Source organism: Olsenella sp. oral taxon 809 str. F0356 (assembly GCF_000233535.1).
Taxonomy (GTDB): domain Bacteria; phylum Actinomycetota; class Coriobacteriia; order Coriobacteriales; family Atopobiaceae; genus Olsenella_I; species Olsenella_I phocaeensis.
This window is the reverse complement of record NZ_JH376563.1, coordinates 103,643-130,046: the sequence shown is the minus strand read 5'-3', so window position 1 is coordinate 130,046 and position 26,404 is coordinate 103,643. Positions and strand designations below refer to the sequence as shown.

Here is a 26,404-nt window from a genome sequence, read left to right as displayed (position 1 = left end):
CGGCGGGGGGAGAGGCGCGGGCGTCCGGCGCGGCGGCGGGGGAGAGGCGGCGGCGCCCCGGCGCGGCGGGGCGTGCCGGGAATGCGATAATCGACGGCGCAACGAGTGCGCGTCGCCGGAAGAATCGGTGCAAGGGAGAGGCACATGGCACAGGAGCAGTCGCAGATGTCGATGTTCGCGAGCGGGGACGACCCGGCCGGTACCCCCGTCGGCGTCCCCGCATCGCAGCCCGCCGCGCAGCAGTCGTCAGCCGCCCGCGCCGCAGAGCTCGACCGCATCCTCAAGCACGCCGCGTATCAGTACTATGCCCTCGATGACCCGGAGATGTCGGACGCCGACTTCGACCGCGCCCTGCGTGAGCTGCAGGCCATCGAGGCTGCCCATCCCGAGCTCGCGCGCCCCGACAGCTACACCCAGCGCGTGGGCGGCTACGTGAGCGAGCAGTTCGCACCCGTCCAGCACGCCCAACGCATGTACTCCATCGACGATGCCATGGACCTGGGTGAGCTCGACGAGTGGCTTGCCCGCACCGACGAGGCCCTGGGCTCCACGCCCGACGCTCCCGTCGCCTACACCTGCGAGCTCAAGATCGACGGCCTGGGCGTGGCGCTGACCTACCGCGACGGCCAGCTGGTGCGTGCCGCCACGCGTGGGGACGGGACCACGGGTGAGGACGTCACGGCAAACGTCCTCACCATCGACGACATCCCGCGTGCCCTGGCGCCCGCAGGCCTCGACGACGTCGCCGACGGCGGCTTTGGCCACTCCATCGAGGTGCGCGGCGAGGTCTACATGCCCAAGCACAGCTTCGTGCGCCTCAACGAAGAGCGCGACGCCGCCGGCGAGCAGGTCTTTGCCAACCCCCGCAACGCCGCCGCCGGCAGTCTCCGCCAGAAGAACGCGGCCATCACCGCCCATCGCGACCTCGAGACCTTCATCTATGCCGTGGCGGACGAGTCCCCGCTGGCCGTGGACACCCAGCACGCCTTCCTCGACTGGCTGCGCGCCTGCGGCTTCCACGTGAACGACCGCGCCGCCCTCGTCATCAGCTCCCGAGAGGTGCATGACTTCTGCGCCGACGCCCTGGCGCACCGAGACGAGCTCGACTACGACATCGACGGCGTCGTGGTGAAGGTCGACTCCTTCGCTGGCCAGGACGCGTTGGGCTTTACCGCCCGCGCCCCGCGCTGGTCCATCGCGTTCAAGTTTCCCCCGGAGGAGAGGCACACCGTCCTGCGCGAGATCCGCGTTCAGGTGGGCCGCACCGGCGTCCTGACGCCGGTCGCCGAGTTCGACCCCGTCGTGGTCGCCGGTTCGACCATCGCCCGTGCGACCCTGCACAACATCGACGAGGTGCGCCGCAAGGACGTGCGCGTGGGCGACACCATCGTGGTGCATAAGGCGGGCGACGTGATTCCCGAGGTCGTGGGTCCCGTGACCGAGGGCGACCTGGCCGCCGGGCACGAGGCGCGCCCCCTCTGGCAGATGCCCGAGGCCTGTCCCAGCTGCGGGAGTCCCGTGGTCCGCGAGGAGGGCGAGGTCGCCTTCCGCTGTGTCTCGATCGACTGTCCGGCCCAGGCCTCCGAGCGCCTCATCCACTGGGGCAGCCGCAAGGCCATGGACATCGACGGTCTGGGCGACGAGCTCGTGGGCCGCATGGTCGAGCAGGGCCTGCTCACGGACGTCGCGGACTATTACGACGCGCTCAGCGAGGACCTCCTCGCCGGCGTCGACACCGGCCGCGTCTACGAGACGAGCGCGAAGGACCACGAGGAGGGCGACCCGATCCTGGTGGGGAGGACCATCGCCGGCAAGGTGATGGCGCAGGTCGAGGAGTCGAAGGGCCGCGGGCTCTCGCGTGTGCTCTTCGGGCTGGGAATCCGTCACGTAGGGGCCAACGTGGCGGTGCTCCTCGCCGAGCGCTTCGGCAGCATGGCCGCCCTCTCGTCGGCGAGCGAGGAAGAGATCGCGCAGGTGGATGGCATCGGACCCAAGATCGCGGCGTCGGTGCGCGAGTTCTTCTCCGTGCACGAGAACGTCGCCGTGGTCGAGCGCCTGCGCGAGGCGGGCGTCGTGCTCGAGGAGGAGGTTCGCGAGCCCGAGCGGCCACAGTCCTTGGCAGGCCTCACCTTCGTGCTCACGGGCACGCTGCAGAACTACAAGCGCACTGACGCGGGCGACCAGCTCAAGGCCCTGGGCGCCAAGGTCTCGGGTTCGGTCTCGAAGAGGACGAGCTTCGTCGTGGCGGGGGAGGCGGCGGGCTCCAAGCTCGCCAAGGCGCAGGAGCTGGGCGTGCCCGTGCTGGACGAGGCGGCGCTTGCGCAGATCCTCGCGACGGGGGAGCCACCCCAGGCGTAGGTCGCGCCAGGCGAGAGGGTCGGGGCTGCTTGGCTGCTGCTCTGTTTGGCGGTGACCAAGCCTGTGGTCCCAATCGCCGTGATAGTAGGGCCATCGCCTTGGTCGTTCTCTATACTTGACACTATACTTGTCATCTTCGAATGGATGAAGGGGTGGAACGATGGCGCAGCTCTCGCTCTATGTGAACGACGCGACTCTTGAGGGGCTTCGCAGCGAAGCAACGCGCGAGCACGTCTCGATATCCAAGCTCGTGGGCGGCATCCTGCGCGAGCGTCAGCTCATGTCTGGATGGCCCTCGGGCTATTTCGACCTCTACGGGTCGCTGCCGGACTTTCCGGCAGAGGACGACGAGGCCCTTGACGCCTCCCTCGACGAGGCCTGCGACTGGTTCGAGGCCTAGCCATGTACCTTATCGATTTCTGCGTACTGGTCGAGTTTCTGCACGGAAGGCTTCCAGGTACCCTTGAGGCGCTCCGTTCCAGCGACCCGAAGTCCTTTGGCGTTCCCGCGGTGGTGGTGGGGGAGCTCGCGTATGGCACGGAGCGCTCCGGAAACCCCTCGAAGTCAAGGCTTGTGGTGGAGAGGCTCCTGGCACCCTATCGGGTGCTGCCCTTCGATGACCGCTGCGCCTGGACCTATGGCAGGATTCGACAGGACCTCGCGGGCAAAAGTAGGGTCATAGGGCCCAACGACCTGCTCATCGCCGCGACCGCACTTGCGAACGGAGCGACACTCGTGACGAGGAACGTGAGGGAGTTCAAGCGCGTGGACGGACTGCGGGTCGAGTGCTGGGACGAGTTCGAGATTCCCGATGACGTGCCGCCCCAGGCGTAGGTCGCGCCAGGCGAGAGGGTCGTGCCGGGGCGACGGCGCACGCCTCGCGGTCGCATGCCGCATCGACCCCGCCCCTCTCGCCTTGTCAGTCTTCAGGTTTTCAGAAATTTGTCAATCTAGTTTCAGATTACCAAGAACGTGGTCGCCCTTTGGTGGGCTGCCATGGATTTTAAGCTAGCTTACGATTTCGACTCGCATAATGCCTCCAACCCAGCCTCCAGACGCCGTGACGGCCACCCTGAGCTGGGCGAGGAGAGGAGGCAGCATGCAGTTCGTTTTCAAGCGCAACGAGCTCAAGTACCGCCTGCGGGAGGACCAGCGCAGGCTCCTCGAAGAGCTCCTGGCGGCACACATGGAGCCTGATGCCCATGGGGCGTCCACCGTGCGCAACGTCTACTACGACACCCCCACCCACCTTCTGGCTCGACGCTCCGAGGAGCACCCGCTCTACAAGGAGAAGCTCCGACTGCGCAGCTACGTGCCCGCGCGCGAGTCTTCCCTCGTCTTCCTCGAGCTCAAGAAGAAGTTCGATGGGGTGGTGTACAAGCGTCGCGCGACCCTTCCCCTCGCCGCCGCGGAGGCCACGCTCGTCGGCGAGCGGGCACCCCAGGGGCAAATCGAGCGCGAGATCGCCACGGCGGCGTCCGTCTACGAAGGCTTGCGTCCGGCGATGTACCTCGCCTACGAGCGAGAGGCCTTCTTCGCCCGCGGCGACCATGACTTCCGCGTCACCCTCGACCAAGGCATCCGCTGTCGCTGGGACGACGTGAGCCTGGCGGGCCCCACCGACGGCGAGCTGCTCATTTCCCCTGGCGAGACGCTGATGGAGCTCAAGAGCAGCCAGGCCCTGCCCCTCTGGATGGTCGAGTTCCTTGGCTCCCAGAGGATCTTCAAGGCGAGCTTCTCGAAGTACGGGGCCGCCTGGCGACTTCAGTCCTCCCGTCGTCCCCTGCGCCAGCAGGTCCTGTCGACAGGCGGGAGGGAAGGTCTGCCTCTGGTGTCGGGTCCCCGTGCCGGCGAGCAGGTCCGTGCCAAGCTTCGCCGCGGCATAGCGCCCTACGTCATCCAACGAGGCTAGAGGAGGAACCCAGCCATGTTCGAGACGCTCTTCAACGACACGAACCTCAGCAACGCCACCACGGCGCAGGACGCCTTCGAGTTCGTCGTCTGCATGCTCGTGGCCCTGGCGCTGGGGCTCGCCCTCGCCCTCATCTACGGCTACCGCGGCCGACACACCCGGAGCCTTGCCATGTCCCTGGTCACCCTTCCCGCCATCGTCGCCGTGGTCATCATGATGGTCGACGGCAACGTGGGGACCGGCGTCGCAGTTGCCGGAGGTTTTAGCCTGGTGCGCTTTCGCAGCGTCCCCGGTCAGGCTCGCGACATCGCCTACATCTTCCTGGCCATGGCCCTGGGCCTGGTTTGCGGCATGGGCTACCTGGCGCTCGCCGCGATCGTGACCGTGGCCATAGGCGGCTGCAACCTCGTGCTCCAGGCAGTCGACTTCGGCCACGAGACCGAGGACGACCACCTCAGCCTGCGCGTGACCATTCCCGAGGACCTGGACCACACCCACGCCTTCGACGACCTACTCGAGCGCTACACCAGCCAGCATAAGCTCGTCTCGGTGAAGACCACCAACATGGGCAGCCTCTACAAGCTCGTCTACGACGTCTGTCTGCGCGAACCGGAGCAGGGGCGGCCCCTCATGGACGAGCTGCGCTGCCGGAACGGCAACCTCGAGGTTGCCCTTGCGCATCGGGAGGTGGCGGGAAATGAGATGTAGGAGACGCAACGAAGGTGGGGAGCCCACGGGGGCTCGCACGGGTGACTTCGGACAAGGGGAGAGGTGCGGATTGGTCGCGGCCACTTCCCAGGGGCGTATGCATGGCCTTCGTGGCGGCGTCATCGTCGCAGGCTTGGCGTTCGCCCTCGCTGCGACCCCGCTCGCAGGCTGCACCGCAAGCGCCGTGCAGTCATCGACTGCGACGGGCGCTTCGACGGAGTCCGGATCGACCAGTTCCGTTGCGAGTGGGACGGCGACCAGCCTGGTGGATGCAAGCTCCCAGTTCACCGACCGCGACCTCGATGCCAGCTATGACGAGTCGGGTGCCACGCGCGTCGAGCTCGCCGACTCGGGGTCGAAGGTCACTGGCGACGGGGCGAGCGTGGACGGCGGTACCGTGACCATCACCGAGAGCGGCACATACGTCGTCAGCGGCAGCCTGTCGGATGGGCGGATAGTCGTGAGCGCGGGGGAGGAGGACAAGGTGCAGGTCGTGCTCGACGGTGCGAGCGTGGGCAGCTCCTCGAGCGCCGCCCTCGTCGTGACGCAGGCCGACAAGGTATTCCTGACCCTGGCTCAGGGCAGCCAGAACACCCTCACGGCAAGCGGTGCGGACGTCGAGTCGGACTATGGCAACGTGGACGGCGCCGTCTTCTCGAAGTCAGACCTCACCATCAACGGCGATGGCAGCCTGAGCGTCTCGAGCTCGCAGGGCCATGGCATCGTCTGCAAGGACGACCTGCGGCTGGTGGACGGCATCGTGGACGTGAGCGCGGCGGGCCATGTCATCCAGGCCAACGACAGCGTCCGCGTCAACGGCGGCGCCTGGACCCTCACGGCAGGCACGGACGGTATCCATGCCGAGAACGACGAGGACTCCTCGAAGGGCTACGTCTACCTCGCCGGAGGCTCGCTGGGCATCACCGCGGGCAGCGACGGCATCGACGCGGGCTCGGTCCTGCAGGTGGATGGGGGCAGCGTGAGCGTCGCCGCCCAGGACGACGGGCTCCACGCCGAGTACGACCTCGCCATCAACGGTGGCAGCGTCAACGTCACCCAGAGCTACGAGGGCGTCGAGGGCGCGCGCGTCAGCATCACGGGCGGCGAGACGAGCGTCGTCTCGAGCGATGACGGCCTCAACGCGGCAGGCGACCCGACGGGGTCTACGGGCACTATGGACGCTACGGGCGTGACGAGCGCGACGGACTCGACGAGCGTGACGGACTCCGCCCAGTCCGGTCAGGCACCGTCGGCACCGAGCGGTGGCATGATGGGCTCCGACTCCAGCGCATCCATCCTCATCAGTGGCGGAAGGGTGGTGGTGAACGCCGAGGGCGACGGCATCGACTCCAACGGCGACCTCACCATCACGGGGGGCGAGACCTACGTGAGCGGCCCCACCGGCGACGGCGATGGGGCCATAGACTACGGCGACGGCTCCACGGCCACCATATCGGGCGGCATCGTCGTGGCGGCGGGCTCCGCGGGGATGGCCGAGGGCTTCTCGGCCTCCTCCTCGCAGGGAAGCATGCTGGTCGCAGCCTCGGGCGACGCCGGTGATGTGGTGACCCTCAAGGACTCCGGCGGAGAGACGCTCGCGTCCTTCTCGCCTGCCAAGTCCTTCGCCTGCGTGCTGGCCAGCGCTCCGGGCGTGGAGTCCGGCAAGAGCTACAGCCTCGAGATCGGAGGCAGCTCGACCGAGGTGACCATGGACGGCACGACCTACAGCGACGTGAGCGCCGCCATGGGCGGCGGTGCTCCGCAGGGCGGAGGCGGCCAGACGGGCCCGGGCCAGCCAGGGTTCGCCCCCGGAGGCGGCTCGACTTCGGGCGACGCGCGGATCGATCCGGGGCTCCTCTCGCCTGATGGCCGGTGACTCGGGCGCTAACCGCGCAGATTACGGCCAGTTTGCGCGCGAAAGAGAGAATAACCAGGTAAATTGATCATCCTGAGCAGTTCGCAGATGGGCTGCGCGGGACGGGACATAGGAGTTGGAGCGAACGGCGCCCCCACGCCCTGCACACGTGGGGGCGCTATAGTGTGGCGCATGAACACGATACTCTTCTCCCTGGCGCTCATCCTGGCCGTCTGTGCCTTCGCGCCCTTCCTCGCCAGCCTCGTGCCCGGCCGTGCCGTGCCCGAGGTGGTCTTTTTGGTCTTTGCAGGAGCCATCCTGGGCGCGCACGGCCTCAAGGTCATCAACACCTCGAGCGTCGCGCTCAGCCTGGTGAGCGACCTCGGGCTGGGCTTCCTCTTCCTCAAGGCGGGCTACGAGATTGACCCCCGAGAGCTGGTGGGCCACTCCGGGCGCGTCGCCGCCGCGTCGTGGGTGGCCTCCCTTGCCGTGGGCAGCGCCCTGGTTCCGCTCTTCGCCAACCTCGGTCTCTCCGACCCGGCGGCGTGGATGGCCCTGGCCATCGCCATGACCACCACCGCCTACGGAACCCTCGCCCCCATCCTGCGCGACCGTGGTCTCACGGAGACCCGCGTGGGCAGGATCGTCACCGTGCACGGTGCCTTCGGGGAGCTCCTGCCCGTCATCGCCATGTCCTTCCTGCTCTCGTCCCGCTCCACCACGCGCACCCTGGCGAGCTTCGCCGTCTTCGGGCTCATCGCCCTCCTGGTCCTGGGGCTCTCCGCCAAGGCGAAAAACGTCGGCGCGCGCTTCTGGCGCTTCCTGGTCAACGACGTGGGACATGCCTCCCAGCCGCTCCTGCGCATGGTGTCCGCCGTGCTGGTGCTCCTGCTCCTGGCCGCCACCTACTTCGACTTCGACGCGGTGCTCGGCGCCTTTGCAGCCGGCTTCATCCTGCGCGCGCTCTTCCCCGAGGGAAACGAGCAGATGGAGGAGAAGATCGACATCATCTCGAACGGCTTCTTCCAGCCGGCCTTCTTCGTCATATCTGGCGCGGGGATCGACCTCGCGGCCGCGACCCAGAACCTGCCGCTGCTCTTCGGCTTCATGGGCGCCCTGGTCCTGGTGCGCGGGGTCATGGTGGCGCTCTCTCTGCGCCTGGACCCCGGGACCCGCGACCTGGGTTGGCGTGAGCTCGTCTCTGTTGCTGCCTACTGCACCATGGCGCTGCCCCTGGTGGTGGCCGTTACCTCCGTCGCGGTGGAGGGCGGGGTCATGGCGTCGCAGAGCGCGTCGGTGCTGGTCACCGCCGCAGCGCTCACGGTGCTGGTCATCCCCGTGCTGACCTCCTTCGTCCGAGTGGCGGACGAGGCCGATGTCGCGGCGGCGGTGCTCGAGGTCGCGCACGGCGAGGGGAGCCTCAGGGAGGTCGTGGAGGGCCACAGCAGGGCCTACCAGGAACGGCAGCGCGTCTTTCGGGAGCAGCGCCGCCTGGGCAGGAGTCGCGGCCTGCAGATCAGCTCGGCAGACTACCTTGCCGGCAGGGGCAGGGCCTCGCGTGCGGAGGGCCACCGTCCCCAGAGTCCCCAAGAGTAGGGGAGAGGGGCGGCGCCACGCGCTCGCGCCGCCGAGCCAGGCTGCGGGCCCACGTCGCTCGGGCCTCCTTGCCCCAGGCTCCGGACCGGGCCGCATGCCGCCGGTCGTCAGGTTGCTCGGGCGCTGCCCAGGCCGCTAGGCCTCCTGGGGCCTGCCGTCGTAGTCGACGCGTCCCGCCAGCTCCCGCAGGGCCTCGACGTCGCGCGTGACGAAGGCCTCCGCCAGGTCGGGCCAGGCGTCCAACGCCGCATAGAAGAGGTCGGGGAAGCTCTCGAACCGCCGCTCTCCCGTCGAGGGGTCCGCCCATTCGTGACGGTCCAGGTTTGCGGCAGGGCAGTCTCCGCCCTCCCAGACGGGATGGGCGAGGGACGCCAGCTTGGAGTGAGGGCGCACGAGCCTCTCCACTGCCATGAGGGCACGACCCCGAGGCGAGCCCACGGGCTCGATGGCGCGGTACAGGAGCTCGTAGTCGTGGGTGCAGCCGGCGTACTCCTCCGCGTCGAGGGAGACGCCGTAGACCTGCCAGGCCAGCTGGGAGAGCAGGGCGCCCGCGACGCGGTCGATGCGCTCCGTGCGCGCCAGCATGTCGGCGGGAGGCGCCTGGACCACGGTCTGACGGCGCAGCTCCCAGAGGAGCCAGCTGTCGATGTCGGTCTCGATCAGGCTGTGGACCTCGCTCTGTGCGTCCCCGAGCCCGTCCGCCGCCGCGATGATGGTCGCCTGCTGGGCGTACACGAAGGCATGGGAGCCGCTGTCCAGTGCGTAGTGGCTGAGCATGCCCAGCGCGAAGGCGCGACCACAGGTCTTGTCGTCCTCGCGCAGGTGGCTCACGGCGTCGCGCAGGGCGAGGAAGGCGTCGAGCACCTTCTGGCCGTGCATGAGGCTGCCTAGGCGATGACAGGTGGCAGCCGTCCGGGGAAGGGTCGAGAAGCGCGCGAAGAGAGGGTCGGGACCCTGGTTGCCCAGGAGGAAGGCTAGGAGGTCCTGCTCGTCTGCCAGAATCCCCTGGGGCAGGAGGGCGGCCGCCTCCTCGCCAAACAGGTGGTGCGTGATAAGTGCCGGCATCGTGCTGCTCCTTGCCTCGTCCCATGCGGATGACTGGGCTACAGGGTAGACCATTTTGTGACCGTGGCATCGAGTCCGTCCCATCGGGCCGGGCAGTCGTATAATCGCGTTTCTGTGCAAAATCGCGAGCGCAGTTGGGGGGTTGTGCCGTGTCCATCGCAGGAATATTCATCCTGGGCCTCGCGCTCTCCGCCGCCGCCTTCGCCGTCACCATATCCAACAGCTTCGTGTACGGCGGCGAGCGCCGTTCGCGCCTGCTGCTCATGCCGCTCTTCTTCGGTGCCTTTCAGGCGCTCATGCCCCTTTTGGGCTATTACCTGGGAGAGCTCGCGGCGGAGCTGATCGAGGCCTGCCAGGTCGCGGTGGTCTCGGGGAAGGACGGGAGCGCCTCTCGCCTGACCATTGCCACGCTGCTCTTCCAGGCGGTCGCCACTGCAATCGACGCCTTCGCCGTGGGCGTGTCGCTCAGGGCCATGGCCGTCAACCTGCCGCTTGCCGTGGGCGTCATCGGCCTCACCACGGCAGCCTGCTGCGTGGTCGCGCTTGCCATCGGCCGCAGGCTCGGCTGCCTTTTGGGAGACCGCGCCGAAGTGGCGGGCGGCGTCGTGCTCGTCATCATCGGCCTGAGGGCCTTCCTGGGGTAGACGGCGCGCCCCTTCGCCGTGCGAGGTGGGTGGGGCGAGCACGTCGAACGCGTTCGTCTGCCGCGCGACTACGTCCAACGCGTTTGTCCGCTATGCGACTACGTCGAACGCGTCAACCCAGTGCGCGACTACGCTCAGCGCGTCTATTTGATGTTCGACTACGTCGAACGCGTCTGAGCGCCGCGCGCCAACTGGGCAAACGCGGAGGCATCAGACGCGTTGGACGCTGTCAATGAAATGAGACACGCGTTGGACGTCGTCGGCAAGGTGAGACACGCGACGGACGCACTTGCGGGCAGCACGCACGCGCGGCGGCCTAGACGTAGAAGAGCATCCTGTTGTAGCTGGGCACGGGCCAGTAGTCCCTGCCGCAGATCCTCTCCATGCCGTCCACCAGCTCGCGCAGCCGCGCCATGGCGGGGATGACCTCGTCGCGGTAGAAGTCGTCCTGCTCCTTGCAGCTTGCGATGCCATGCGCGTGGGAGTTCTTCTCCTCGAGCTCTGCCACGGCCTCGTGGATGGCGTTGATGCCGTCGGTGAGTGCGACCACGGTGGCCTTCTCGGCCGTCGCGGCGATGCCGATCTCGGCCTTGGCGGCGACGGAGGTCGCGATGTCGCCCGAGTAGCTGAAGAGGGCGGGCAGGTACAGGTGGCGCGCCATGTAGACCATGGTGTTCGCCTCGATGTTGATGAGCTTCGCGTACTGCTCGGCGGCGGCGGCGTAGCGCGCGCGGCTCTCCGCCTCGCTGAGGACGGAGTACTTCTCCATGAAGGCGATGTTCTGGGGCTCGACCATGCAGGGGAGGGCGTCGGGCGTGGTCTTGAGGTTGAGGAGCCCGCGCCGGGCCGCCTCCTCCTCCCACTCGTCGGCGTAGCCGTTGCCGTCGAAGATGACGCGCTGGTGGTCGCGGAAGGTGTGACGCACGAAGCGCATGGCCACCTGGGTGAAGTCGCCCAGCTCGCCGATGCGGTCTGCCACGTAGGAGCAGAAGCGGTCGCACTGCTCGGCAACGGCGGTGTTGAGCACCACATTGGGGTCGCTCAGGTTCTGCTGGCTGCCGCACATGCGGAACTCGAACTTGTTGCCCGTGAAGGCGAAGGGGCTGGTGCGGTTGCGATCGGTGTTGTCGCGCAGCACGTCGGGTAGGGCGGGCACCCCCAGGTCGACGAGCTCACGGTCGTGGGACTCGGCGTGCTCCTTGCGGATGAGCGCGTCGACGACAGGCGAGAGCGCGTCTCCCAGGAAGACCGAGATGATCGCCGGGGGCGCCTCGTTGGCGCCCAGGCGGTGGTCGTTGCCCGCGGACGCGACGGAGGCGCGCAAGAGGTCGGCGTGCTCGTCGACGGCCGCGACCAGGCAGGCGAGGAAGACGAGGAACTGCAGGTTGTCCTCGGCCTTGTCCCCTGGTTCGAGCAGGTTCTCGCCGTCGGCGGAAAGAGACCAGTTGTCGTGCTTGCCCGAGCCGTTCACGTACTCGAAGGGCTTCTCGTGCTCCAGGCAGGCCAGGCCGTAGTGGGTGGCCAGAAGCTTGAGCTTCTCCATGGTGATGAGGTTGTCGTCGATGGCGAGCGGCCCCTGCTCGAAGATGGGCGCGAGCTCATGCTGGCAGGGCGCGACCTCGTTGTGCTTGGTGCGCGCGGGCACGCCGAGCTTCCAGAGCTCGTCGTCGACCTCCTTCATGAAGGCGTTGACGGAGGGGCGGATGGCGCCGAAGTAGTGCTCTTCGAGCTCCTGGCCCTTTGCGGGCTCGCAGCCGAAGAGGGTGCGGCCGCAGAGGATGAGGTCGGGACGCGCCTCGTAGTCCTCCTCCTTGATGAGGAAGTACTCCTGCTCGGGGCCGCAGGTGGTCACCACGCGCCGCGGCTCCTTGCCGAAGAGCGCCAGGACGCGCTTGGCCTGCTTCTCGAGGGCCACCTCGGAGCGCAGGAGCGGGGTCTTCTTGTCCAGCGCCTCGCCGGTGTAGCTGATGAAGGCGGTGGGGATGCAGAGCACCTCGTCCTTGATGAAGGCGGGGCTCATGGGGTCCCAGACGGTGTAGCCGCGGGCCTCGAAGGTGGCGCGCAGGCCGCCGTTGGGGAAGCTCGAGGCGTCCGGCTCGCCCTGGACCAGCTCCTTGCCCGAGAACGCCATGAGCACGGTGCCGTCGTCCTTGGGGTTGATGAAGCTGTCGTGCTTCTCGGACGTGATGCCCGTGAGCGGCTGGAACCAGTGGGTGAAGTGGGTGGCGCCCTTCTCCAGCGCCCACTCCTTCATGGCATGCGCGACCTCGTTGGCGATGTCGAGGTCGAGGGGCTTGCCGTCGTCGATGGTCTGCCGGAGCTCGCGGTAGGTCGGCTTGGGAAGCCGGTCCTGCATGTCCGCGTCCGTGAAGACCAGGCTGCCGTATTCCTCGGAAACCTTGTCCTTTGACATGGTGCCCCCAATTCCCCTGTGAGCCCGCGCTCCGCGGTGGCCCGGGCCTGCGTTTCTTTCCGAAAGGTACACTACCTGACCCCTGTTAAAGGGGAGTGAACGGCCACCGACACGAAATGCGGGCATTGGCTGCGCTCGGGTGCCCCGCCTGCCCCATGCGCTCGCGACTTGGCGTGGCTGGGTGAGAGGGGACGCGTCGTTCGCGGGTGGGGCGACGATCCCCGTGAGGGTCTCCGCAAAGGCCGCCGTTCCTCTCGTCCCAAAATGTGTCCGTCCCTCTCGCCTCAAAACTGTTAGTAATTAGGTAACATTAAAGCGAAGAGGCCAGGGGCGAGAGTGACCGCATTCCCTCCCGCAGCTGGCACGAGGGCGCAGGAAGCGCCACCGGAAGAGAGGGGAAGCACTGATGCCAGACAGCAAGAATGGGGCCCTGACCGTCGCCGTCGTGGGCTGCACCCACGCGGGGACCTTTGCCACCCAGTCGATCCTCGCAGCACATCCCGACTGGCAGGTCCACGTCTTCGAGCGCAACGACACGCTCTCGTTCCTCTCCTGTGGCATCGCGCTCTGGGTGGGCGGCCACGTGTCGGACCCCAGGCGCATGTTCTACTCCTCGCCGGCGGCCCTGGCCGAGCTCGGCGCCACCATGCACATGCGCTGCGACGTGACCTCCGTCGACCTGTCGGCAAAGACCCTGGCCTGGCGCGAGCTCGACGGCGAGGGCGAGGGGACCCTCCCGTTTGACAAGATCGTCGTCACCACCGGCTCCAAGCCCGTGATTCCGCCCATTCCCGGCCTGGCGGAGGGCTTCCAGGCCGGTCGCGTCCTGCGCTGCAAGAACTGGGACGACGGTCGCCAGATCAAGGAGAGGATGGCCGACGCCAAGTCCGTCGCCGTCGTGGGCGCGGGCTACATCGGGGCCGAGCTCGCGGAGCAGGCCTCGCTCATGGGTGCGAAGGTCACGCTGATCGACGGCCTCGATCGCGCACTCGCGAAGAACTTCGACGAGGACGTCACCCGCCTGGTTGAGGAGGCCTACCGCGACCATGGCGTGGAGCTGGCCTTCGACCAGATGGTCGAGAGGGTCGAGGCGGACGAGGCGGGGGTCAGCGTCACGAGCGGTGGGGTCGAGCGCCGCGTCGACTACCTGATCATGGCCGCGGGCTTCTCTCCCCGGACCGAGCTCTTCCAGGGCAAGCTGGACATGCTGCGCAACGGGGCCATCAGGGTGGACCCCTACATGCGTGCGACGCTGCTTGGCGAGGACGGCATGCCCGAGGCGGAGCCCTGTCAGGACGTGTTTGCGGCGGGCGACAGCGCCACCGTGCTCTACAACCCCACGGGCGAGGATGACTACATCCCCCTGGCCACCAACGCGGTGAGGCAGGGGCTGCTCGTGGGGGCCAACGCCATCGAGCCCACGAAGGCCTACCTGGGCACGCAGGCGACCTCGGCCGTGCAGCTCTACGACCTCTCGCTCGCGGCGACGGGGCTTACCGTGGCGGGCGCTGCGGCGCGTGGCGTCGAGGTCGCCTCCACCACGCTGGTGCAGGACTTCCGTCCCGACTTCATGCTCACCACCGAGCCCGTGACCTGCGTCCTGACCTGGGACCCCACGACCCGCGAGGTCAAGGGGGCGCAGTTCGCCTGCAGGCATGACATCTCTCAGGCCGCGAACGCGGTGTCGATCGCGATCCACAACCACAACACCATCGACGAGCTGGCGGGCTTCGACTTCTTCTTCCAGCCCAACTTCGGCCAGCCCGTCAACTACGTCGGCGCCGTGGCCATGCAGGCCGTGGCCGAGGTCGACACGGCGCGGTAGGGCCGGAGGGTCATTCGGCGGGGTCGGGGTCGTCCGGCCGGGCTGGGTCCCGGCCGGGTGGCCTGGCCTCTCTCGCCAGATTCGTTCAGGACTCGCTCGAGATTGCAGTTTGCTGTCATCTCGGGCGAGTCCTGAAAGGTTGGCTTGAGCGCGGCGTGCCGAAAACGTGCCTGTCCCGTTCGACAACGTCCAACGCGCGCTACTTTTGCCCGACAGCGTCCAATGCGTCTGAGCAAGAATCGCGACCTGTGAGTTCTCTGGTGCCTTGGACGTGTCGGACGCTTTCGAGCAGCTGAGACGCGCGCCGGACGTCGTCGAGGATCCTATCCCAGGCTCCTCGCCCCTTCCGCTGCCGTCCCGCCCCGCGGGTACAATGTGGCCTGGGGCCATCGCGCTCGCGAACGTCCCTCGACCACAGCAAGGAGCACCCATGCCAGACCAGCCAAGCACCGAGGCCGCCCAGGCCCAGCCCACCGCGCAGCCCGCGGAGCAGCGCACCATCGCCGTGATCGACGGCAACTCGCTCATGCACCGCGCCTTCCATGCCATCCGCCAGCCCATGAGCGCGCCGGACGGACGCTCCACCAACGCCCTCTTCGGCTTCTTCAACATGTTCGTCAAGTTCGTCGAGACCTTCCGTCCCGACGGCATCATCTGCGCATTCGACAAGGGCCGGCCGCAGGTCCGTATTGACATGCTGCCCCAGTACAAGGCCCAGCGCCCCCCCATGGACCCCGACCTCCACGAGCAGTTCCCCATGGTCAAGGAGCTGCTCCGTGCGATGGACGTGCCCGTGGCGGAGCTTCAGGGCTGGGAGGGCGACGACATCCTGGGCACCCTCGCCCGCAGGGGAGAGGAGGCCGGCTACCAGATGCTGCTGGTCACCGGCGACCGCGACATGTACCAGCTCGCGACCGAGAGGGTGCGCATCGTCTCCACCAAGAAGGGCACCTCGGACGTCGCCATCATGACGCCCGAGAGCGTGGACGACCTCTACCACGGCGTCACACCCGAGCTCGTGCCCGACTTCTACGGCCTCAAGGGAGACAGCTCGGACAACATCCCCGGCGTTCCCGGCATCGGTCCCAAGAAGGCGGCGGCCCTCATCGTGCAGTACGGAAGCCTGGACGAGGTCATAGCCCATGCGGACGAGGTCAAGGGCAAGATGGGAGAGAACCTCCGCGCCCACGTGGACGACGCCCTTCTTAGCCGCAAGGTCGCCACGATCCGGACCGACGCGCCGCTCGAGCTCGAGCTCAAGGACGCTCGCTTTCCCACCTTCGACCCGGCAGAGGTGGCCGAGGCCTTCTCTGCCCTTGGGTTCACGGGCATGACCGGGCGCATCGTGCGCCTTGCCGGCGTCGAGGACGTCCCGGAGCAGTCGCCGGCCCCTCAGGTCGCCCTCGATGCCCCGCTCGAGGGCGACGACGCGCGCAAGGCCCTGGACGTCGCCCTTGCCGCCGGCGAGTGGCTGGGCGCCTCCTTCGAGGAGGTCGAGGGCCCTGGTGGCCAGCTGGCGCTTGACCTGGGCGACGGCAAGACCCTGACCGTCTGGGTCAGCACCGAGGCCGCGCTGCTCAAGTTCGCCGCCTCCGACGCCACGAGCGCCCTCGCCCGCATCGCGCGCGAGGGTCGGCTCGCCTCGGGCGACGCGAAGGCCCTGCTGCACCTGGCCTGCCCCTATGACTCCGCCGAACCCGCCCTCGTCGAGGTCGGCGAGCTGGACGCCGCGCGCATCTTCGACGTCGGCGTGGCAGGCTACCTGCTGGCGTCGGACGATGCGGACTTCTCGCCCGTGGCCCTTGCCGGGGCGTACCTCGACGTGCCGCTGCCCGCTGCGACGGACGAGGTCGGCAAGGCGGGCGTCGACGCGCTTGCGGCACGCCTCCTTAGGCCCGAGCTCGCGCGCAGGCTCGAGGAGGACGGTTCCCTCAGGCTCTTCCAGGGGCTCGAGATGCCCCTGCTCCCGGTGCTCCTGCAGATGGAGCGCTGCGGCCTGCACGCCGACCCCGCCGCGCTCGCGGCGCAGTCCGCGGAGCTCGGGGAAGAGATCGGCTCGATGGTCGCGGCGGTCAAGGCGGCGGCGGGGGAGGACTTCAACCTCGACTCCCCGCAGCAGCTGAGCCATGTGCTCTTTGACGTGTGGGGACTTCCCACCCTCGGGCTGAAGAAGACCAAGAAGGGCTTCTATTCCACCAATGCCAAGACCCTCGAGAACCTGGCGAGCGAGGACGGGCGCGTGCGCACGGTGCTCGACTACCGCGAGCGCGCCAAGATCAAGAGCACCTACCTGGACGCGCTGCCCGCGTTGATCCGCAAGGACGGCCGCATCCACACCACGCTCAACCAGACCGTCGCGGCGACCGGCCGGCTCTCCAGCTCCGATCCCAACCTGCAGAACATCCCCACCCGCTCCGAGCTGGGACACCGCGTGCGCACGGCCTTCACCGTACCCGAGGGCAGCGTGTTCCTCGCCTGTGACTACTCCCAGATCGAGCTCAGGCTGCTCGCCCACCTCTCTGCCGACGAGCACTTGGTCGAGGCCTTCTGCGAGGGCGCCGACTTCCATGCCGCAACGGCGGCGCGCGTGTTTGGCGTGCCTGTCGAGGAGGTGTCGCATGAGCTGCGCAGCCGGGCCAAGGCGGTCAACTTCGGCATCGTCTACGGGCAGCAGGCGTTTGGCCTTTCCAGTTCGCTGCACATCCCACGCGACGAGGCCCAGCGGATGATCGACCGCTACTTCGAGGTGTACCCCGGCGTTCGTGCCTTCCTGGACGCCCAGGTGGAGTTTGCCCGCAAGAACGGATGGGTCGCCACGTCCTTCGGACGGAAGCGCCACATCAAGGACATCAACAGCCGCAACTTCCAGCTGCGCTCCTTTGGCGAGAGGACCGCCATGAACCACCCCATGCAGGGAACGGCGGCTGACATCATCAAGATCGCCATGGTTCAGGTGGCCGCGCGGCTCCGCGAGGAGGGGCTGCGCTCCAAGCTCGTGCTGCAGATCCACGACGAGCTGGACTTCGAGTGCCCGAAGGACGAGGTGGAGGCACTCTCGGCCCTGGTGAAGGAGACCATGGAGGGCGTCGTGAAGCTGCGCGTCCCGCTGATTGCCGACGTCTCCTTCGGCTCCAATTGGGCGGAGGCGAAGTAGGGGGCATCGGACGACCACGTTGGGCGGCCACGCTGGCAGCCTCCATCGTCGCTGGTAGATGGGACCTTCTCCTCACAAGGACCGTATGGGGAGAGGGTCCCACTCTCATTCCGTGGGGAGAATGACCTCTTTTCATGCTAATAAGTTTGCCATGTCTAACTATCTGTCATACACTGTGGGCGATAAAGTTAGACAAGACTAACTAATGCCATATGGACCCAGCCTTGTCGGGATTCGAAAGGAAGACCCGTGAGCTACATGGAACGATATGCCTCCCTCGACGGGAGCCGCACGGCGCGGCTCGCCCTTCTGGCCCATGAGGCACTGCCCTGCATCGTTGCCCTGGCCTGCGCCTTCATACTGAGCCTCGCCCTCTCTGGCTGCTCGGGAGGCACCGCTGCCACGGACGCCACAACGAAGGACGCGGCTCAGAAGCCCGTGGTCCTGACCACCTTCACCGTCATCCAGGACATGGCGCAGAACGTCGCCGGCGACCATCTGGACGTCCAGTCCATCACCAAGCCCGGCGCCGAGATCCACGACTACGAGCCCACGCCCGACGACATCAAGCGTGCCCAGGGAGCGAATCTCGTGCTCGAGAACGGACTGGGCCTCGAGCGCTGGTTCGAGAAGTTCATGAGCGACTCCAGCGCACGTCGCGCCAACCTCTCCGAGGGCGTCGAGCCCATGCAGATCTCGGAGGGCGAGTACCAGGGCAACGCCAACCCGCACGCCTGGATGTCGCCCAAGAACGGCATGGTCTACGTTGACAACATCGTGAAGGCCTTCTCGGAGCTCGACCCCGAGCATGCGGATGACTACAAGGCCAACGGCGAGAAGTACAAGAAGGAGCTCCAGTCCGTCGCCGACGAGATGGAGAAGGGCCTTGCTGGCCTGCCCCAGGACCAGCGCACCCTGGTGACCTGCGAGGGGGCGTTCTCGTACCTCTGTCGTGACGCCGGCCTCTCGGAGGTCTACCTCTGGCCCGTGAACGCCGAGAACGAGGGCACGCCCCAGCAGATCGCGAACGTGGTCAGGCGCGTGAGGGAGTCCAAGGTGCCCTGCGTGTTCTGCGAGTCCACGGTGAGCCCCAAGGCTATGCAGCAGGTGGCGGACGAGACCGGCGCCGCCTTCGCGACGGATGACCGGCACGTGCTCTACGTCGACTCCCTCTCGGAGGAGGGCGGCGTGGTGCCCAACTACCTCGAGCTGCTGCGCTACGACGCCCGCACCATCGTGGACGGCCTCACGGGAGGGGCACGCTGATGTCGCACGCCACCTCAAGCGACTCCCTCCGCGTGGAGGGGGTCACCCTGCGGTACCCGCGCGCCATGTACCCGGCGCTCGAGGACGTGAGCATCGGCCTCGCGAAGGGCAGCCTCTGCGCCCTGGTGGGACCCAACGGGGCGGGCAAGTCGACGCTCATGAAGGTGATCATGGGCGTCGAGAGGCCCCAGCGGGGGAGCGTCAGCTTCGACGGCCGCGACTCGGCGCAGGCACGGCGCCTGGGGCTCGTGGGGTACGTGCCACAGCGCGACGTCTCGGACGAGGGCTTCCCCCTCTCCGTGGAGGACGTGGTCATGCTGGGGCGCTACGGCAGGCTCGGACCCCTGCGTGGCCCCTCTCGCGCGGACCATGCCGCGGTGGACGAGGCGATCGCGCGCGTGGGCCTGCAGGACCTGCGCTATCGTCCGATCGCCTCCCTCTCCGGGGGGCAGACCAAGCGCATGTACGTCGCGCGTGCGCTGGCGCAGCAGGCACGGTTCATGCTGATGGACGAACCCTTCGCCGGTGTCGACAAGAGCTCCGAGGCCACGCTCGCGTCGCTCATGCGCGAGCTTTCGGGCGAGGGAATCACGCTGCTCGTGGCGGTGCACGACCTGCACATGGTGGCAGAGGAGTTCGACCAGGCCATCCTCCTCAGGCGGTCCGTGATCTTCCAGGGTCCCGCGTGCGAGGCGCTCAGGCCGGAAGTGCTTTCCCGTGCGTTCTCGGTGGACGACCACCGCGCCCGCGAGCTGGTGGCCTGATGGAAGGCGTGGCAGCCCTCGAGCTGCTCTCGTTCGCGTTCATGCAGCGCGCCATCGTCACGGGCCTTGCCACGGCCCTCGTCTGTGGCGTCATCAGCTGCTACGTGATACACGTGGGTTGGTCGCTCATGGGCGACGCCATATCGCATGCCGTGCTGCCCGGCGTGGTGGTCTCGTACATGCTGGGGCTTCCCTACGCCGTGGGTGCCGTCGTCGCGGCGCTCCTCGCGGTGGCGCTCATCGGAGTGGTGAGGAGGAGCGGGCAGATACGCGCCGACACCTCCATGGGCATCGTGTTCACCACCCTGTTCTCGCTGGGCACCGTGCTCATCTCGAAGGTCCCCAGCCAGGTGTCCCTCTCGCACATCCTCTTCGGCAACCTCCTGGGCGTCGGCGTGCCCGACATGTACCAGGTGATCGTACTTGGGTCCATCGTGCTCGCGGTGCTCCTGCTGCTCAGGCGGGACCTCGTGCTCTTCGCCTTCGACCCCATGCACGCCCAAGCGCTGGGGAAGTCGCCCCAGCTGCTGAGCGGCATTCTCCTGTGCGCCCTTGCCGTGACCGTCGTGGTGTCGCTGCAGGCCGTGGGCATCATCCTCTCCGTGGCGATGCTCGTCACCCCGGGTGCCACGGCGCGCATGCTGACGGACAGCTTCTGGAAGATGCTGTGGCTGTCGCCGCTCGTCGCCGTCGTCGCCACCGTGCTGGGCATCTGGGCAAGCTACGTCCTCGATGCCTCCTCGGGCGGCATGATCGGTGTGGTCCTGGGCCTGCTCTTCGCGCTGGCCTGCGTCTTTGGTCCCCATGGGCTGATCGCCGAGCTGCGTCACAGGAGCAGTCTGACGTAGGGGCTGGTCTCTCGCGCGGTGCGGGCCGCCCGGCTGTCGTACAATGGCCCGCACTGCGTGAGCCGCATGGGGCGGCTTGCGGGAGGCGAGAGGAGCCAACCATGATGCATGTGGTCGTCTACACGGACGGCTCCTCGCGCGGCAATCCCGGACCGGGCGGCTACGGGGCGGTCATGCGCTACGTCGACCCCGCAGGCACGCTGCACCAGAAGGAGCTCGCCCAGGGGTATCGGCGCACCACCAACAACCGCATGGAGCTCCTGGGGGTCATCGCGGCGCTCGAGGCGCTCAAGCGGCCCTGCGAGGTCGAGGTCCACTCGGACTCCCAGTACGTGGTGAACGCCTTCGCCAAGGGCTGGGTCTGGGGGTGGCTCAAGAAGGGCTGGAAGACGGCCAGCAAGCAGCCGGTCAAGAACCCCGACCTCTGGAAACGTCTGCTGGCGGCGGCGAAGCCCCACGAGCTCAGCTGGCATTGGGTCAAGGGACATGCGGGGGCCGAGCTCAACGAGCGCTGCGACGAGCTTGCCACCTCTGCCGCCGACGGCCTGCTGGGACCCCTCCTTGAGGATGCTGGCTTTGAGGGGTAGGCCTTCTCGTCTGCCTTGCGCGCCTCGCATGGTCATTTTGCCAAGTGCTATAGTTTGCCACGTCAAACTTATGGTCCTTGGAGGAATCGCATGGTCGTAGACGTCATCATCATCGTCGCCGTTCTGATTGGCATGTTCTTTGGCCTGCGCCGTGCCGTGGGAACTGCCACTGGCAGGCGTGACTGCTGCTCGGGCGATGCCAAACCGAGTGGGAAGAAGTTCCGCGCGACGAGGATCGAGGACACTGACGAGGCGCACTACCCTTACGCGACGGACCTCACCGTTGCGGGCATGAGCTGCCAGAATTGCGCGCGGAACGTCGAGAACGCCCTCGATTCGATTGAGGGCACCTGGGCGCGCGTCGACCTCGACACGCGGACCGCCCACGTCCTCTCGAAGCAGCCTGTCGACCTCGACGCCTATAGGGAAGTGGTCTCGGAGTCAGGCTACCGCGTCATCTCCTAGGCACACCTGTCAAAGGTGGACGTCGGCTTGGTCGTCGGACTTGGGATGCGGGCCGCAGGCGCCTGAGGGGCAGCGGGCGCTTGAGGAGCGACGTGCCTAGGTAAGAGGCGCCATGGGCATCTCCTCGTAGATGAGGTGGTACTTCTCCTCCACAAGGGCCAGGAAGTCGGCGGGGGTGATGGCAGGGACGGCCGAGCGCTCGAAGCCCTCCACGCTGCGGGTAAGGATGTAGTCGGCACCCACCTTCTGTGCCGCCCTACTTACGACGCAGTCCTCGAAGTCTTTCCAGCCCTGCTCTGCTGCCCAGCGGATGTCCTCCCCATCTATGGCGCATGTCTTGACCAGGGAAAGGCATTCGATGATTGATCTCTGTACCGTCTTGCTGCTCATCTGCTTTCGTGCAACATAGAAGATGTCCGCGTATGACTTGGCGGACGTCCATAGCTCCGCATCGCGAAAGCAGCTCATGACATAAACCCTTTTCCAGTCCTCGACAAAGGGCTGTCTCGTCTCGAAGAAGTCGAGCAGGACGTTAGTATCAACCAAGAGCTTCATAGTCAGCCCGCTTTCCTTCGGCGATGATTTCCTTGTAGTCGTGAGGGTCCCAGCCCCCGACAGGCGTGGGTAGTGCCACAGCCGCAAATGCGGCCTCGATCTGCGCCCGGATCTCTGGCGTGATGATGCGTACGGTCTTCTGGGGCTCCCCTCCTGCTGCGGGAGCGGAAGGCTCCTGGTCGGGCAGTGACTCATGTCTCAGCACGTAGTCGTAGGCTGCGTTCACGAGCTTCGTGGGGCTCGAACCGATGCGCTTCAGAATGGCGTTTCCCTGGTTGCGAACCTCGACGGGCACGCGCGCGGTGACCATGGCGTCCATTGCAGCTCCTCTCCTCTATTTTATGGTAATATTGTAATACAGAAGAGAAGGCAAGAGCTGTTTTTCTGTGGGCTTTCTGCTGGTTCGCTCAGGTAAGGGACATGAGCTCGATGACGACGCAGGCAAGCACGACGACTACGATTGCCCAAATGAACCATCTCGCCACGACGAGGAGGCGCGCCCAGAGGGGGAGCGGGAGTCGGCGGGAACGGATGGGCCTCTCCTCTTGGAGCTTCGCCCTGCTCGATTCGATCTGCCGCCGATCCTCCTCGAGCATCTCGCTCCACCAAGAGCTGCCCTCGACGGGCTTCCAGGGTTCCTTCCAATTGGTGCCCGGCAACATGCCGACCGCCTCCTCGTGCGACGGGGCTACAGGGACGTGTCCGTCTTGCCAATCATGATGTTGAGGATCTCGACGTCGGTTGGGTGCATGCCCACGCGTCCCACATAGCCCATGGACCGGATGGTCTCCTCGGCGTCCTTGCCCACCAGGCCGTCGCCCGCGAGGAAGTTGTCGTCCGCGAGCGCCATGTCGCAACCCAGTATCGCCGCGTCGACGGCAGCCGATATCTTTGCCGCGCAGCTGGGCTTGGCACCGTCGCAGACGATGCCGCCCACGTTGGCCAGGGTGTTCACGATGGTCGCCTCGAACTGCGCGAAGCTCCCGCCGCGCAGGTAGCAGATGCCGGCGCCGGCGCCACAGGCCGCACTCACCGCGCCGCAAAAGGCGCTCAGCTCGCCGATGAAGTACTTGACGTGCACGGCCACGAGGTCCGAGAGCGCGACGGCGCGGACCAGCGTCTCGTGGTCGCTCCAGAGCTCGTGGGCGTATTCGAGCACGGGCTGCGAGCAGGTGATCCCCTGGTTTCCGCTGCCACAGCAGATGGTGACGGGAAGGGGGCAGCCGCTCATGCGGGCGTCCGACCCCGCGGCTGCGGTCGCGCGGGCCTTGCATGAGATGTCGTTGGGACGGCTCGCGAGCAGCGTGGAGCCGATGTTCGCGCCCCAGCGGCCCTCGAGCCCCGCCTTCGAGATGGTCTGGTTGGTCTCTATCTGTCCGCTGATCAGCTCGTCCACGTCAGACAGCTCGAGCTCGTGGGCGAAGTCCCAGACGGACCTGAGCGAGAGCGCCGAGCGGTCCGCCGCAGGCCTCTCGCCTGCGTCCTCACCCGGTCCCCCCGAGGTGGTCGCCACGCCCGTCGCCACCCCGTCAAGAGAGAGCTCGCAGACGTTGGTGTGGCGCTCCTCGATGCAGGCGGCGGCCTCGTGGCCCTGGCCGAGGGCGACCACGCGGACGTAGAGGTTGGGCACGCCCTCCGCGAGCTCGACCTCGCAGCGGCCCTCCTCGACGAGGGAGCGCGCGTCCCGGCGGTCCTGCTCGCTCACGCTCTGGAGCACCTCGAGCGAGCCGTCGGGGTCCCCACCCATGGCGCCGAGGGCGGCTGCGGCCTCGATGCCGCGCATGCCGCCGGAGTTGGGCACGGTGACGCTCTTCACGTTCTTGATGATGTTGCCGCTGCAGGCGACCCTCAGGCGCTCGGGGCGCTGCCCTAGCGTGCGGGTTGCGAGGGCGGCCGCGAGGGCAACGGCGATGGGCTCGGTGCAGCCCAGCGCGCAGACGAGCTCCTCGTTGAGGATGGCGACGTGGTTGAGGTACGAGCTTCGGTCCATGCGGGTCTCCAGCTAGGATGGGCGTGCGCGTCTTGACAGAATGCACTGTATATCATGCGCGAACGCGCGGGCGGGCCAGAAAAACTGTGCACGCTGGCTCCGAATTGTGAAGGCGAACGGCAAAGGGCCAGCTGCCGTGGGACCGTCAAGAGTCCCGTGCGCAGATCTTAGCGGTGACCCTCGTCCTCGGCGTCAAGTCGCGCCACGAGCTCGCCCAGCTCGTCCGCGAGCTTGCCGATGCTCCCGCGCCAGACGGCGGCCCTGGGCCAGCCGTGGCCCACGTATGCGGTGCGCAGGCCGATGTCGGGGCGGGGGATGTCGCGCCCGGCGTCGTTGCCCACCATGAGGCACTCCTCGGGGACGAAGCCCAGGCTGGCTATGAACTCCTGGTAGTAGCGGGCGCTCGGCTTGGAGCGACGGGAGTTCTCGAGGGTGGAGACGAGGGCGAAGTCGATGTCGTCCAGTCCCGCCCATCTCAGGCGTGCGCTGTCCACCGCGGGCGAGAAGACCGGGTTGGTGGCCAGGGCCACGGTGTATCCCAGCTCCTGCGCGCGCCTGACGCAGCGGCGCGCGCCCGGGCGCGGCCTGGCCTGGGTGACCCCGTCGCGCAGGTGGTCGATCCACTCCCCCTCGAGGCAGTCGATGGCACCCCTGACCGCCGGGTCATCCAGCGGCACGCCCGAGAGGCGCAGGTAGGTCTTGTCGAAGAGCTCGCGTCCCGTGAGGTCGTCCTGGCGCGTGGCGGAGTCCACCGCGAGGTAGCAGCGCGAGAGCCAGGCATAGGCCACGGGCACGGGAGTGCGGCCTATGCGTGCGAGCACGCGCGCCTCCGCCCAGAGGTAGCGGGCGATGAAGGCGCTGAGGTTGATGTCGAGCAGGGTGTTGTCCAGGTCGAAGAGGACGGCCTTGATCATGAGGGGGCAGCTCCCTTCCGTCATTGCTGGCCCTAGCTTACCCACCCGGTCGCCTGGGGCCGCCGGGCATCGGGCATGACTCGTGGAAATACAGATTTAAGCTCGTGAACCTTGAAATGCCCCATCTTGTCAAGGTATTCTGTCCAACGTGTGGCAAGGTGCCGCACGACTGTATCTGTCGGCCCCCGAGAGCATGTAAGTTCCCGATTGCGCGACGCACCAGCAGAGCGCCCTAGGCAGCGATCATGTAGATCGGGGCCCCGTTTTCGAAAGGGGTCCACCTTTGAGTGAGATTCAGAACTCGTCCATCTTCTCCCTGGATGACGTCTCAGACGAGGAGATGAACAGCCTCATCGACGGTACCATCACCGACTTCGATGAGGGCGATCTGGTGACGGGCACCGTCGTCAAGATCGAGCACGATGAGGTTCTGCTGGACATCGGGTTCAAGTCCGAGGGCGTCATTCCCTCTCGCGAGCTCTCCATCCGCAAGGACATCAACCCCGAGGACGTCGTCGCCCTGGGCGACGGCATCGAGGCCCTGGTCCTTCAGAAGGAGGACAAGGAGGGTCGCCTGATCCTCTCCAAGAAGCGTGCCGAGTACGAGCGCGCCTGGAACCGCGTCGAGGAGAAGTTCAACGCCGGCGAGAACGTCGAGGGCGAGGTCATCGAGGTCGTCAAGGGCGGCCTGATCCTGGACATCGGCCTGCGCGGCTTCCTGCCCGCCTCCCTGGTCGACCTCCGTCGCGTCAAGGACCTCAACGCCTTCCTGGGCACCCGCATCGAGGCCCGCGTCATCGAGATGGACCGCAACCGCAACAACGTCGTCCTCTCCCGTCGCGTCGTGCTCGAGGAGGCCCGCAAGGCCGAGCGCTCCGAGATCCTCTCGAAGCTCCAGCCTGGCATGCGCCTCAAGGGCTCCGTCTCGTCCATCGTGGACTTCGGCGCCTTCGTGGACCTGGGCGGCATCGACGGCCTGATCCACATCTCCGAGCTCTCCTGGAACCACGTCAACCACCCCTCCGAGGTCGTCAAGGTCGGCCAGGAGGTCGAGGTGCAGGTCTTGGACGTCGACCTCAACCGCGAGCGCATCTCGCTGGGCCTCAAGCAGACCACCGAGGATCCCTGGAGGACCCTGGTCAAGAAGTATCCCGTGGGCGCCATCGTCGAGGGCACCGTCACCAAGCTCGTCACCTTCGGTGCCTTCGTCGACCTGGGCAACGGCGTCGAGGGCCTGGTCCACATCTCCGAGATGGCCAAGCAGCACGTCGACGCTCCCGCGCAGGTATGCGCCGTGGGCGACACCGTGCAGGTCAAGGTCATGGAGATCGACCTCGACCGTCGCCGCATCTCCCTGTCCATGAAGTCCGCCGCCGAGACCCTGGGCGTCGAGGTCGAGGTCAAACCCCTCGACAAGCCCGAGGACGACGAGGAGGAGGCTCCCGTCGAGGAGTAGCCTCCTGGCCCTTTCCATGCCTTGCCGTT

23 protein-coding genes are annotated in these 26,404 nt (G+C 67.2%); 16 read left to right on the top strand and 7 right to left on the bottom strand.

The genetic code is table 11. From position 1 onward, the window contains the following. The first annotated feature begins 144 nt into the window (after window positions 1-144). The 7 genes from ligA (at window position 145) to HMPREF1008_RS00590 (ending at window position 8,429) form a co-directional block, all read left to right on the top strand. On the top strand, window positions 145-2,358 hold the full coding sequence (gene ligA / locus HMPREF1008_RS00620; RefSeq protein WP_009277906.1) for an NAD-dependent DNA ligase LigA: 2,214 nt from the start codon (window positions 145-147) through the stop codon (window positions 2,356-2,358). A 160-nt stretch (window positions 2,359-2,518) separates the two neighbouring features. Next, a complete protein-coding gene (locus HMPREF1008_RS00615; RefSeq protein ID WP_009277905.1) occupies window positions 2,519-2,758 on the top strand; it encodes a hypothetical protein in 240 nt (79 codons plus the stop codon). A gap of 2 nt (window positions 2,759-2,760) precedes the next feature. After that, the gene (locus HMPREF1008_RS00610; RefSeq protein WP_009277904.1) at window positions 2,761-3,192 is read left to right on the top strand and encodes a type II toxin-antitoxin system VapC family toxin; all 432 of its coding nucleotides are present in this window, start codon (window positions 2,761-2,763) and stop codon (window positions 3,190-3,192) included. A 265-nt stretch (window positions 3,193-3,457) separates the two neighbouring features. Next, entirely contained in the window at window positions 3,458-4,270 is an 813-nt protein-coding gene (locus tag HMPREF1008_RS00605) for a polyphosphate polymerase domain-containing protein (RefSeq protein ID WP_009277903.1), read from the top strand. Between the two features lie 15 nt (window positions 4,271-4,285). Continuing rightward, window positions 4,286-4,978: a DUF4956 domain-containing protein gene (locus tag HMPREF1008_RS00600; protein ID WP_009277902.1), complete on the top strand. Its 693-nt coding sequence runs from the start codon at window positions 4,286-4,288 to the stop codon at window positions 4,976-4,978. Window positions 4,979-5,243: 265 nt separating this feature from the next. Next, window positions 5,244-6,854 carry a carbohydrate-binding domain-containing protein gene (locus tag HMPREF1008_RS00595; RefSeq protein WP_198003125.1) on the top strand — a complete coding sequence of 537 codons (1,611 nt, stop codon included), beginning with the start codon at window positions 5,244-5,246 and terminating at the stop codon, window positions 6,852-6,854. A gap of 171 nt (window positions 6,855-7,025) precedes the next feature. Continuing rightward, window positions 7,026-8,429, top strand: coding sequence for a cation:proton antiporter (locus HMPREF1008_RS00590; RefSeq protein ID WP_198003124.1), 1,404 nt, complete (start codon window positions 7,026-7,028; stop codon window positions 8,427-8,429). A gap of 135 nt (window positions 8,430-8,564) precedes the next feature. Here HMPREF1008_RS00590 and HMPREF1008_RS00585 read toward each other — a convergent pair whose 3' ends face one another. After that, window positions 8,565-9,494, bottom strand: a complete 930-nt coding sequence (locus HMPREF1008_RS00585) for a zinc dependent phospholipase C family protein (RefSeq protein ID WP_009277899.1) — start codon at window positions 9,492-9,494, stop codon at window positions 8,565-8,567. A 149-nt stretch (window positions 9,495-9,643) separates the two neighbouring features. On the opposite strand from HMPREF1008_RS00585, the gene HMPREF1008_RS00580 reads away from it, so the two are divergent. Then, window positions 9,644-10,138 (top strand): manganese efflux pump, encoded by a 495-nt coding sequence (locus HMPREF1008_RS00580; RefSeq protein WP_009277898.1) that lies wholly within the window; start codon window positions 9,644-9,646, stop codon window positions 10,136-10,138. Between the two features lie 316 nt (window positions 10,139-10,454). On the opposite strand, the gene HMPREF1008_RS00575 is transcribed toward HMPREF1008_RS00580, so the two are convergent. Then, the gene (locus HMPREF1008_RS00575; RefSeq protein WP_009277897.1) at window positions 10,455-12,551 is read right to left on the bottom strand and encodes a glutamine synthetase III; all 2,097 of its coding nucleotides are present in this window, start codon (window positions 12,549-12,551) and stop codon (window positions 10,455-10,457) included. 406 nt (window positions 12,552-12,957) lie between these two features. Here HMPREF1008_RS00575 and HMPREF1008_RS00570 point away from each other — a divergent pair, with 406 nt between their 5' ends. The 7 genes from HMPREF1008_RS00570 (at window position 12,958) to HMPREF1008_RS00540 (ending at window position 21,460) form a co-directional block, all read left to right on the top strand. Continuing rightward, entirely contained in the window at window positions 12,958-14,376 is a 1,419-nt protein-coding gene (locus HMPREF1008_RS00570) for an FAD/NAD(P)-binding oxidoreductase (RefSeq protein WP_009277896.1), read from the top strand. A 430-nt stretch (window positions 14,377-14,806) separates the two neighbouring features. After that, complete coding sequence (gene polA, locus HMPREF1008_RS00565) at window positions 14,807-17,530, top strand: DNA polymerase I (protein ID WP_009277895.1); 2,724 nt, start codon at window positions 14,807-14,809, stop codon at window positions 17,528-17,530. A gap of 258 nt (window positions 17,531-17,788) precedes the next feature. Further along, window positions 17,789-18,796, top strand: coding sequence for a metal ABC transporter substrate-binding protein (locus HMPREF1008_RS00560; RefSeq protein ID WP_040656810.1), 1,008 nt, complete (start codon window positions 17,789-17,791; stop codon window positions 18,794-18,796). Continuing rightward, complete coding sequence (locus HMPREF1008_RS00555) at window positions 18,796-19,560, top strand: metal ABC transporter ATP-binding protein (protein WP_009277893.1); 765 nt, start codon at window positions 18,796-18,798, stop codon at window positions 19,558-19,560. The genes HMPREF1008_RS00560 and HMPREF1008_RS00555 overlap by 1 nt, the downstream gene beginning before the upstream one ends. Then, window positions 19,560-20,408, top strand: coding sequence for a metal ABC transporter permease (locus tag HMPREF1008_RS00550; protein ID WP_009277892.1), 849 nt, complete (start codon window positions 19,560-19,562; stop codon window positions 20,406-20,408). The genes HMPREF1008_RS00555 and HMPREF1008_RS00550 overlap by 1 nt, the downstream gene beginning before the upstream one ends. Window positions 20,409-20,509: 101 nt before the next feature. Beyond that, window positions 20,510-20,995 (top strand): ribonuclease HI, encoded by a 486-nt coding sequence (gene rnhA, locus HMPREF1008_RS00545; RefSeq protein WP_009277891.1) that lies wholly within the window; start codon window positions 20,510-20,512, stop codon window positions 20,993-20,995. 90 nt (window positions 20,996-21,085) lie between these two features. After that, window positions 21,086-21,460: a heavy-metal-associated domain-containing protein gene (locus HMPREF1008_RS00540; protein WP_009277890.1), complete on the top strand. Its 375-nt coding sequence runs from the start codon at window positions 21,086-21,088 to the stop codon at window positions 21,458-21,460. Window positions 21,461-21,556: 96 nt separating this feature from the next. On the opposite strand, the gene HMPREF1008_RS00535 is transcribed toward HMPREF1008_RS00540, so the two are convergent. The 5 genes from HMPREF1008_RS00535 to HMPREF1008_RS00515 all read right to left on the bottom strand — a co-directional run bounded on the left by HMPREF1008_RS00535 (window position 21,557) and on the right by HMPREF1008_RS00515 (window position 24,919). Next, on the bottom strand, window positions 21,557-22,015 hold the full coding sequence (locus tag HMPREF1008_RS00535) for a PIN domain-containing protein (protein WP_009277889.1): 459 nt from the start codon (window positions 22,013-22,015) through the stop codon (window positions 21,557-21,559). Continuing rightward, entirely contained in the window at window positions 21,999-22,334 is a 336-nt protein-coding gene (locus HMPREF1008_RS00530; RefSeq protein ID WP_009277888.1) for a hypothetical protein, read from the bottom strand. Before HMPREF1008_RS00530 ends, HMPREF1008_RS00535 begins: the two co-directional genes overlap by 17 nt. Window positions 22,335-22,422: 88 nt before the next feature. Next, entirely contained in the window at window positions 22,423-22,611 is a 189-nt protein-coding gene (locus tag HMPREF1008_RS00525) for a hypothetical protein (RefSeq protein ID WP_232202813.1), read from the bottom strand. Between the two features lie 92 nt (window positions 22,612-22,703). Beyond that, the gene (locus HMPREF1008_RS00520; protein WP_009277886.1) at window positions 22,704-24,005 is read right to left on the bottom strand and encodes a serine dehydratase subunit alpha family protein; all 1,302 of its coding nucleotides are present in this window, start codon (window positions 24,003-24,005) and stop codon (window positions 22,704-22,706) included. A gap of 167 nt (window positions 24,006-24,172) precedes the next feature. Continuing rightward, window positions 24,173-24,919 (bottom strand): HAD family hydrolase, encoded by a 747-nt coding sequence (locus HMPREF1008_RS00515; RefSeq protein WP_009277885.1) that lies wholly within the window; start codon window positions 24,917-24,919, stop codon window positions 24,173-24,175. A 283-nt stretch (window positions 24,920-25,202) separates the two neighbouring features. On the opposite strand from HMPREF1008_RS00515, the gene rpsA reads away from it, so the two are divergent. Beyond that, window positions 25,203-26,375: a 30S ribosomal protein S1 gene (gene rpsA, locus HMPREF1008_RS00510; RefSeq protein ID WP_009277884.1), complete on the top strand. Its 1,173-nt coding sequence runs from the start codon at window positions 25,203-25,205 to the stop codon at window positions 26,373-26,375. Window positions 26,376-26,404: the final 29 nt, after the last annotated feature.

Bases quoted from the DNA above. Each gene is read 5' to 3' on its own strand.
- ligA (WP_009277906.1), top strand. From the start codon at position 145: ATGGCACAGGAGCAGTCGCAGATGTCGATGTTCGCGAGCGGGGACGAC.
- HMPREF1008_RS00615 (WP_009277905.1), top strand. From the start codon at position 2,519: ATGGCGCAGCTCTCGCTCTATGTGAACGACGCGACTCTTGAGGGGCTT.
- HMPREF1008_RS00610 (WP_009277904.1), top strand. From the start codon at position 2,761: ATGTACCTTATCGATTTCTGCGTACTGGTCGAGTTTCTGCACGGAAGG.
- HMPREF1008_RS00605 (WP_009277903.1), top strand. From the start codon at position 3,458: ATGCAGTTCGTTTTCAAGCGCAACGAGCTCAAGTACCGCCTGCGGGAG.
- HMPREF1008_RS00600 (WP_009277902.1), top strand. From the start codon at position 4,286: ATGTTCGAGACGCTCTTCAACGACACGAACCTCAGCAACGCCACCACG.
- HMPREF1008_RS00590 (WP_198003124.1), top strand. From the start codon at position 7,026: ATGAACACGATACTCTTCTCCCTGGCGCTCATCCTGGCCGTCTGTGCC.
- HMPREF1008_RS00585 (WP_009277899.1), bottom strand. From the start codon at position 9,494: ATGCCGGCACTTATCACGCACCACCTGTTTGGCGAGGAGGCGGCCGCC.
- HMPREF1008_RS00575 (WP_009277897.1), bottom strand. From the start codon at position 12,551: ATGTCAAAGGACAAGGTTTCCGAGGAATACGGCAGCCTGGTCTTCACG.
- HMPREF1008_RS00570 (WP_009277896.1), top strand. From the start codon at position 12,958: ATGCCAGACAGCAAGAATGGGGCCCTGACCGTCGCCGTCGTGGGCTGC.
- polA (WP_009277895.1), top strand. From the start codon at position 14,807: ATGCCAGACCAGCCAAGCACCGAGGCCGCCCAGGCCCAGCCCACCGCG.
- HMPREF1008_RS00560 (WP_040656810.1), top strand. From the start codon at position 17,789: ATGGAACGATATGCCTCCCTCGACGGGAGCCGCACGGCGCGGCTCGCC.
- HMPREF1008_RS00555 (WP_009277893.1), top strand. From the start codon at position 18,796: ATGTCGCACGCCACCTCAAGCGACTCCCTCCGCGTGGAGGGGGTCACC.
- HMPREF1008_RS00550 (WP_009277892.1), top strand. From the start codon at position 19,560: ATGGAAGGCGTGGCAGCCCTCGAGCTGCTCTCGTTCGCGTTCATGCAG.
- rnhA (WP_009277891.1), top strand. From the start codon at position 20,510: ATGATGCATGTGGTCGTCTACACGGACGGCTCCTCGCGCGGCAATCCC.
- HMPREF1008_RS00540 (WP_009277890.1), top strand. From the start codon at position 21,086: ATGGTCGTAGACGTCATCATCATCGTCGCCGTTCTGATTGGCATGTTC.
- HMPREF1008_RS00535 (WP_009277889.1), bottom strand. From the start codon at position 22,015: ATGAAGCTCTTGGTTGATACTAACGTCCTGCTCGACTTCTTCGAGACG.
- HMPREF1008_RS00530 (WP_009277888.1), bottom strand. From the start codon at position 22,334: ATGGACGCCATGGTCACCGCGCGCGTGCCCGTCGAGGTTCGCAACCAG.
- HMPREF1008_RS00525 (WP_232202813.1), bottom strand. From the start codon at position 22,611: ATGCTCGAGGAGGATCGGCGGCAGATCGAATCGAGCAGGGCGAAGCTC.
- HMPREF1008_RS00520 (WP_009277886.1), bottom strand. From the start codon at position 24,005: ATGGACCGAAGCTCGTACCTCAACCACGTCGCCATCCTCAACGAGGAG.
- HMPREF1008_RS00515 (WP_009277885.1), bottom strand. From the start codon at position 24,919: ATGATCAAGGCCGTCCTCTTCGACCTGGACAACACCCTGCTCGACATC.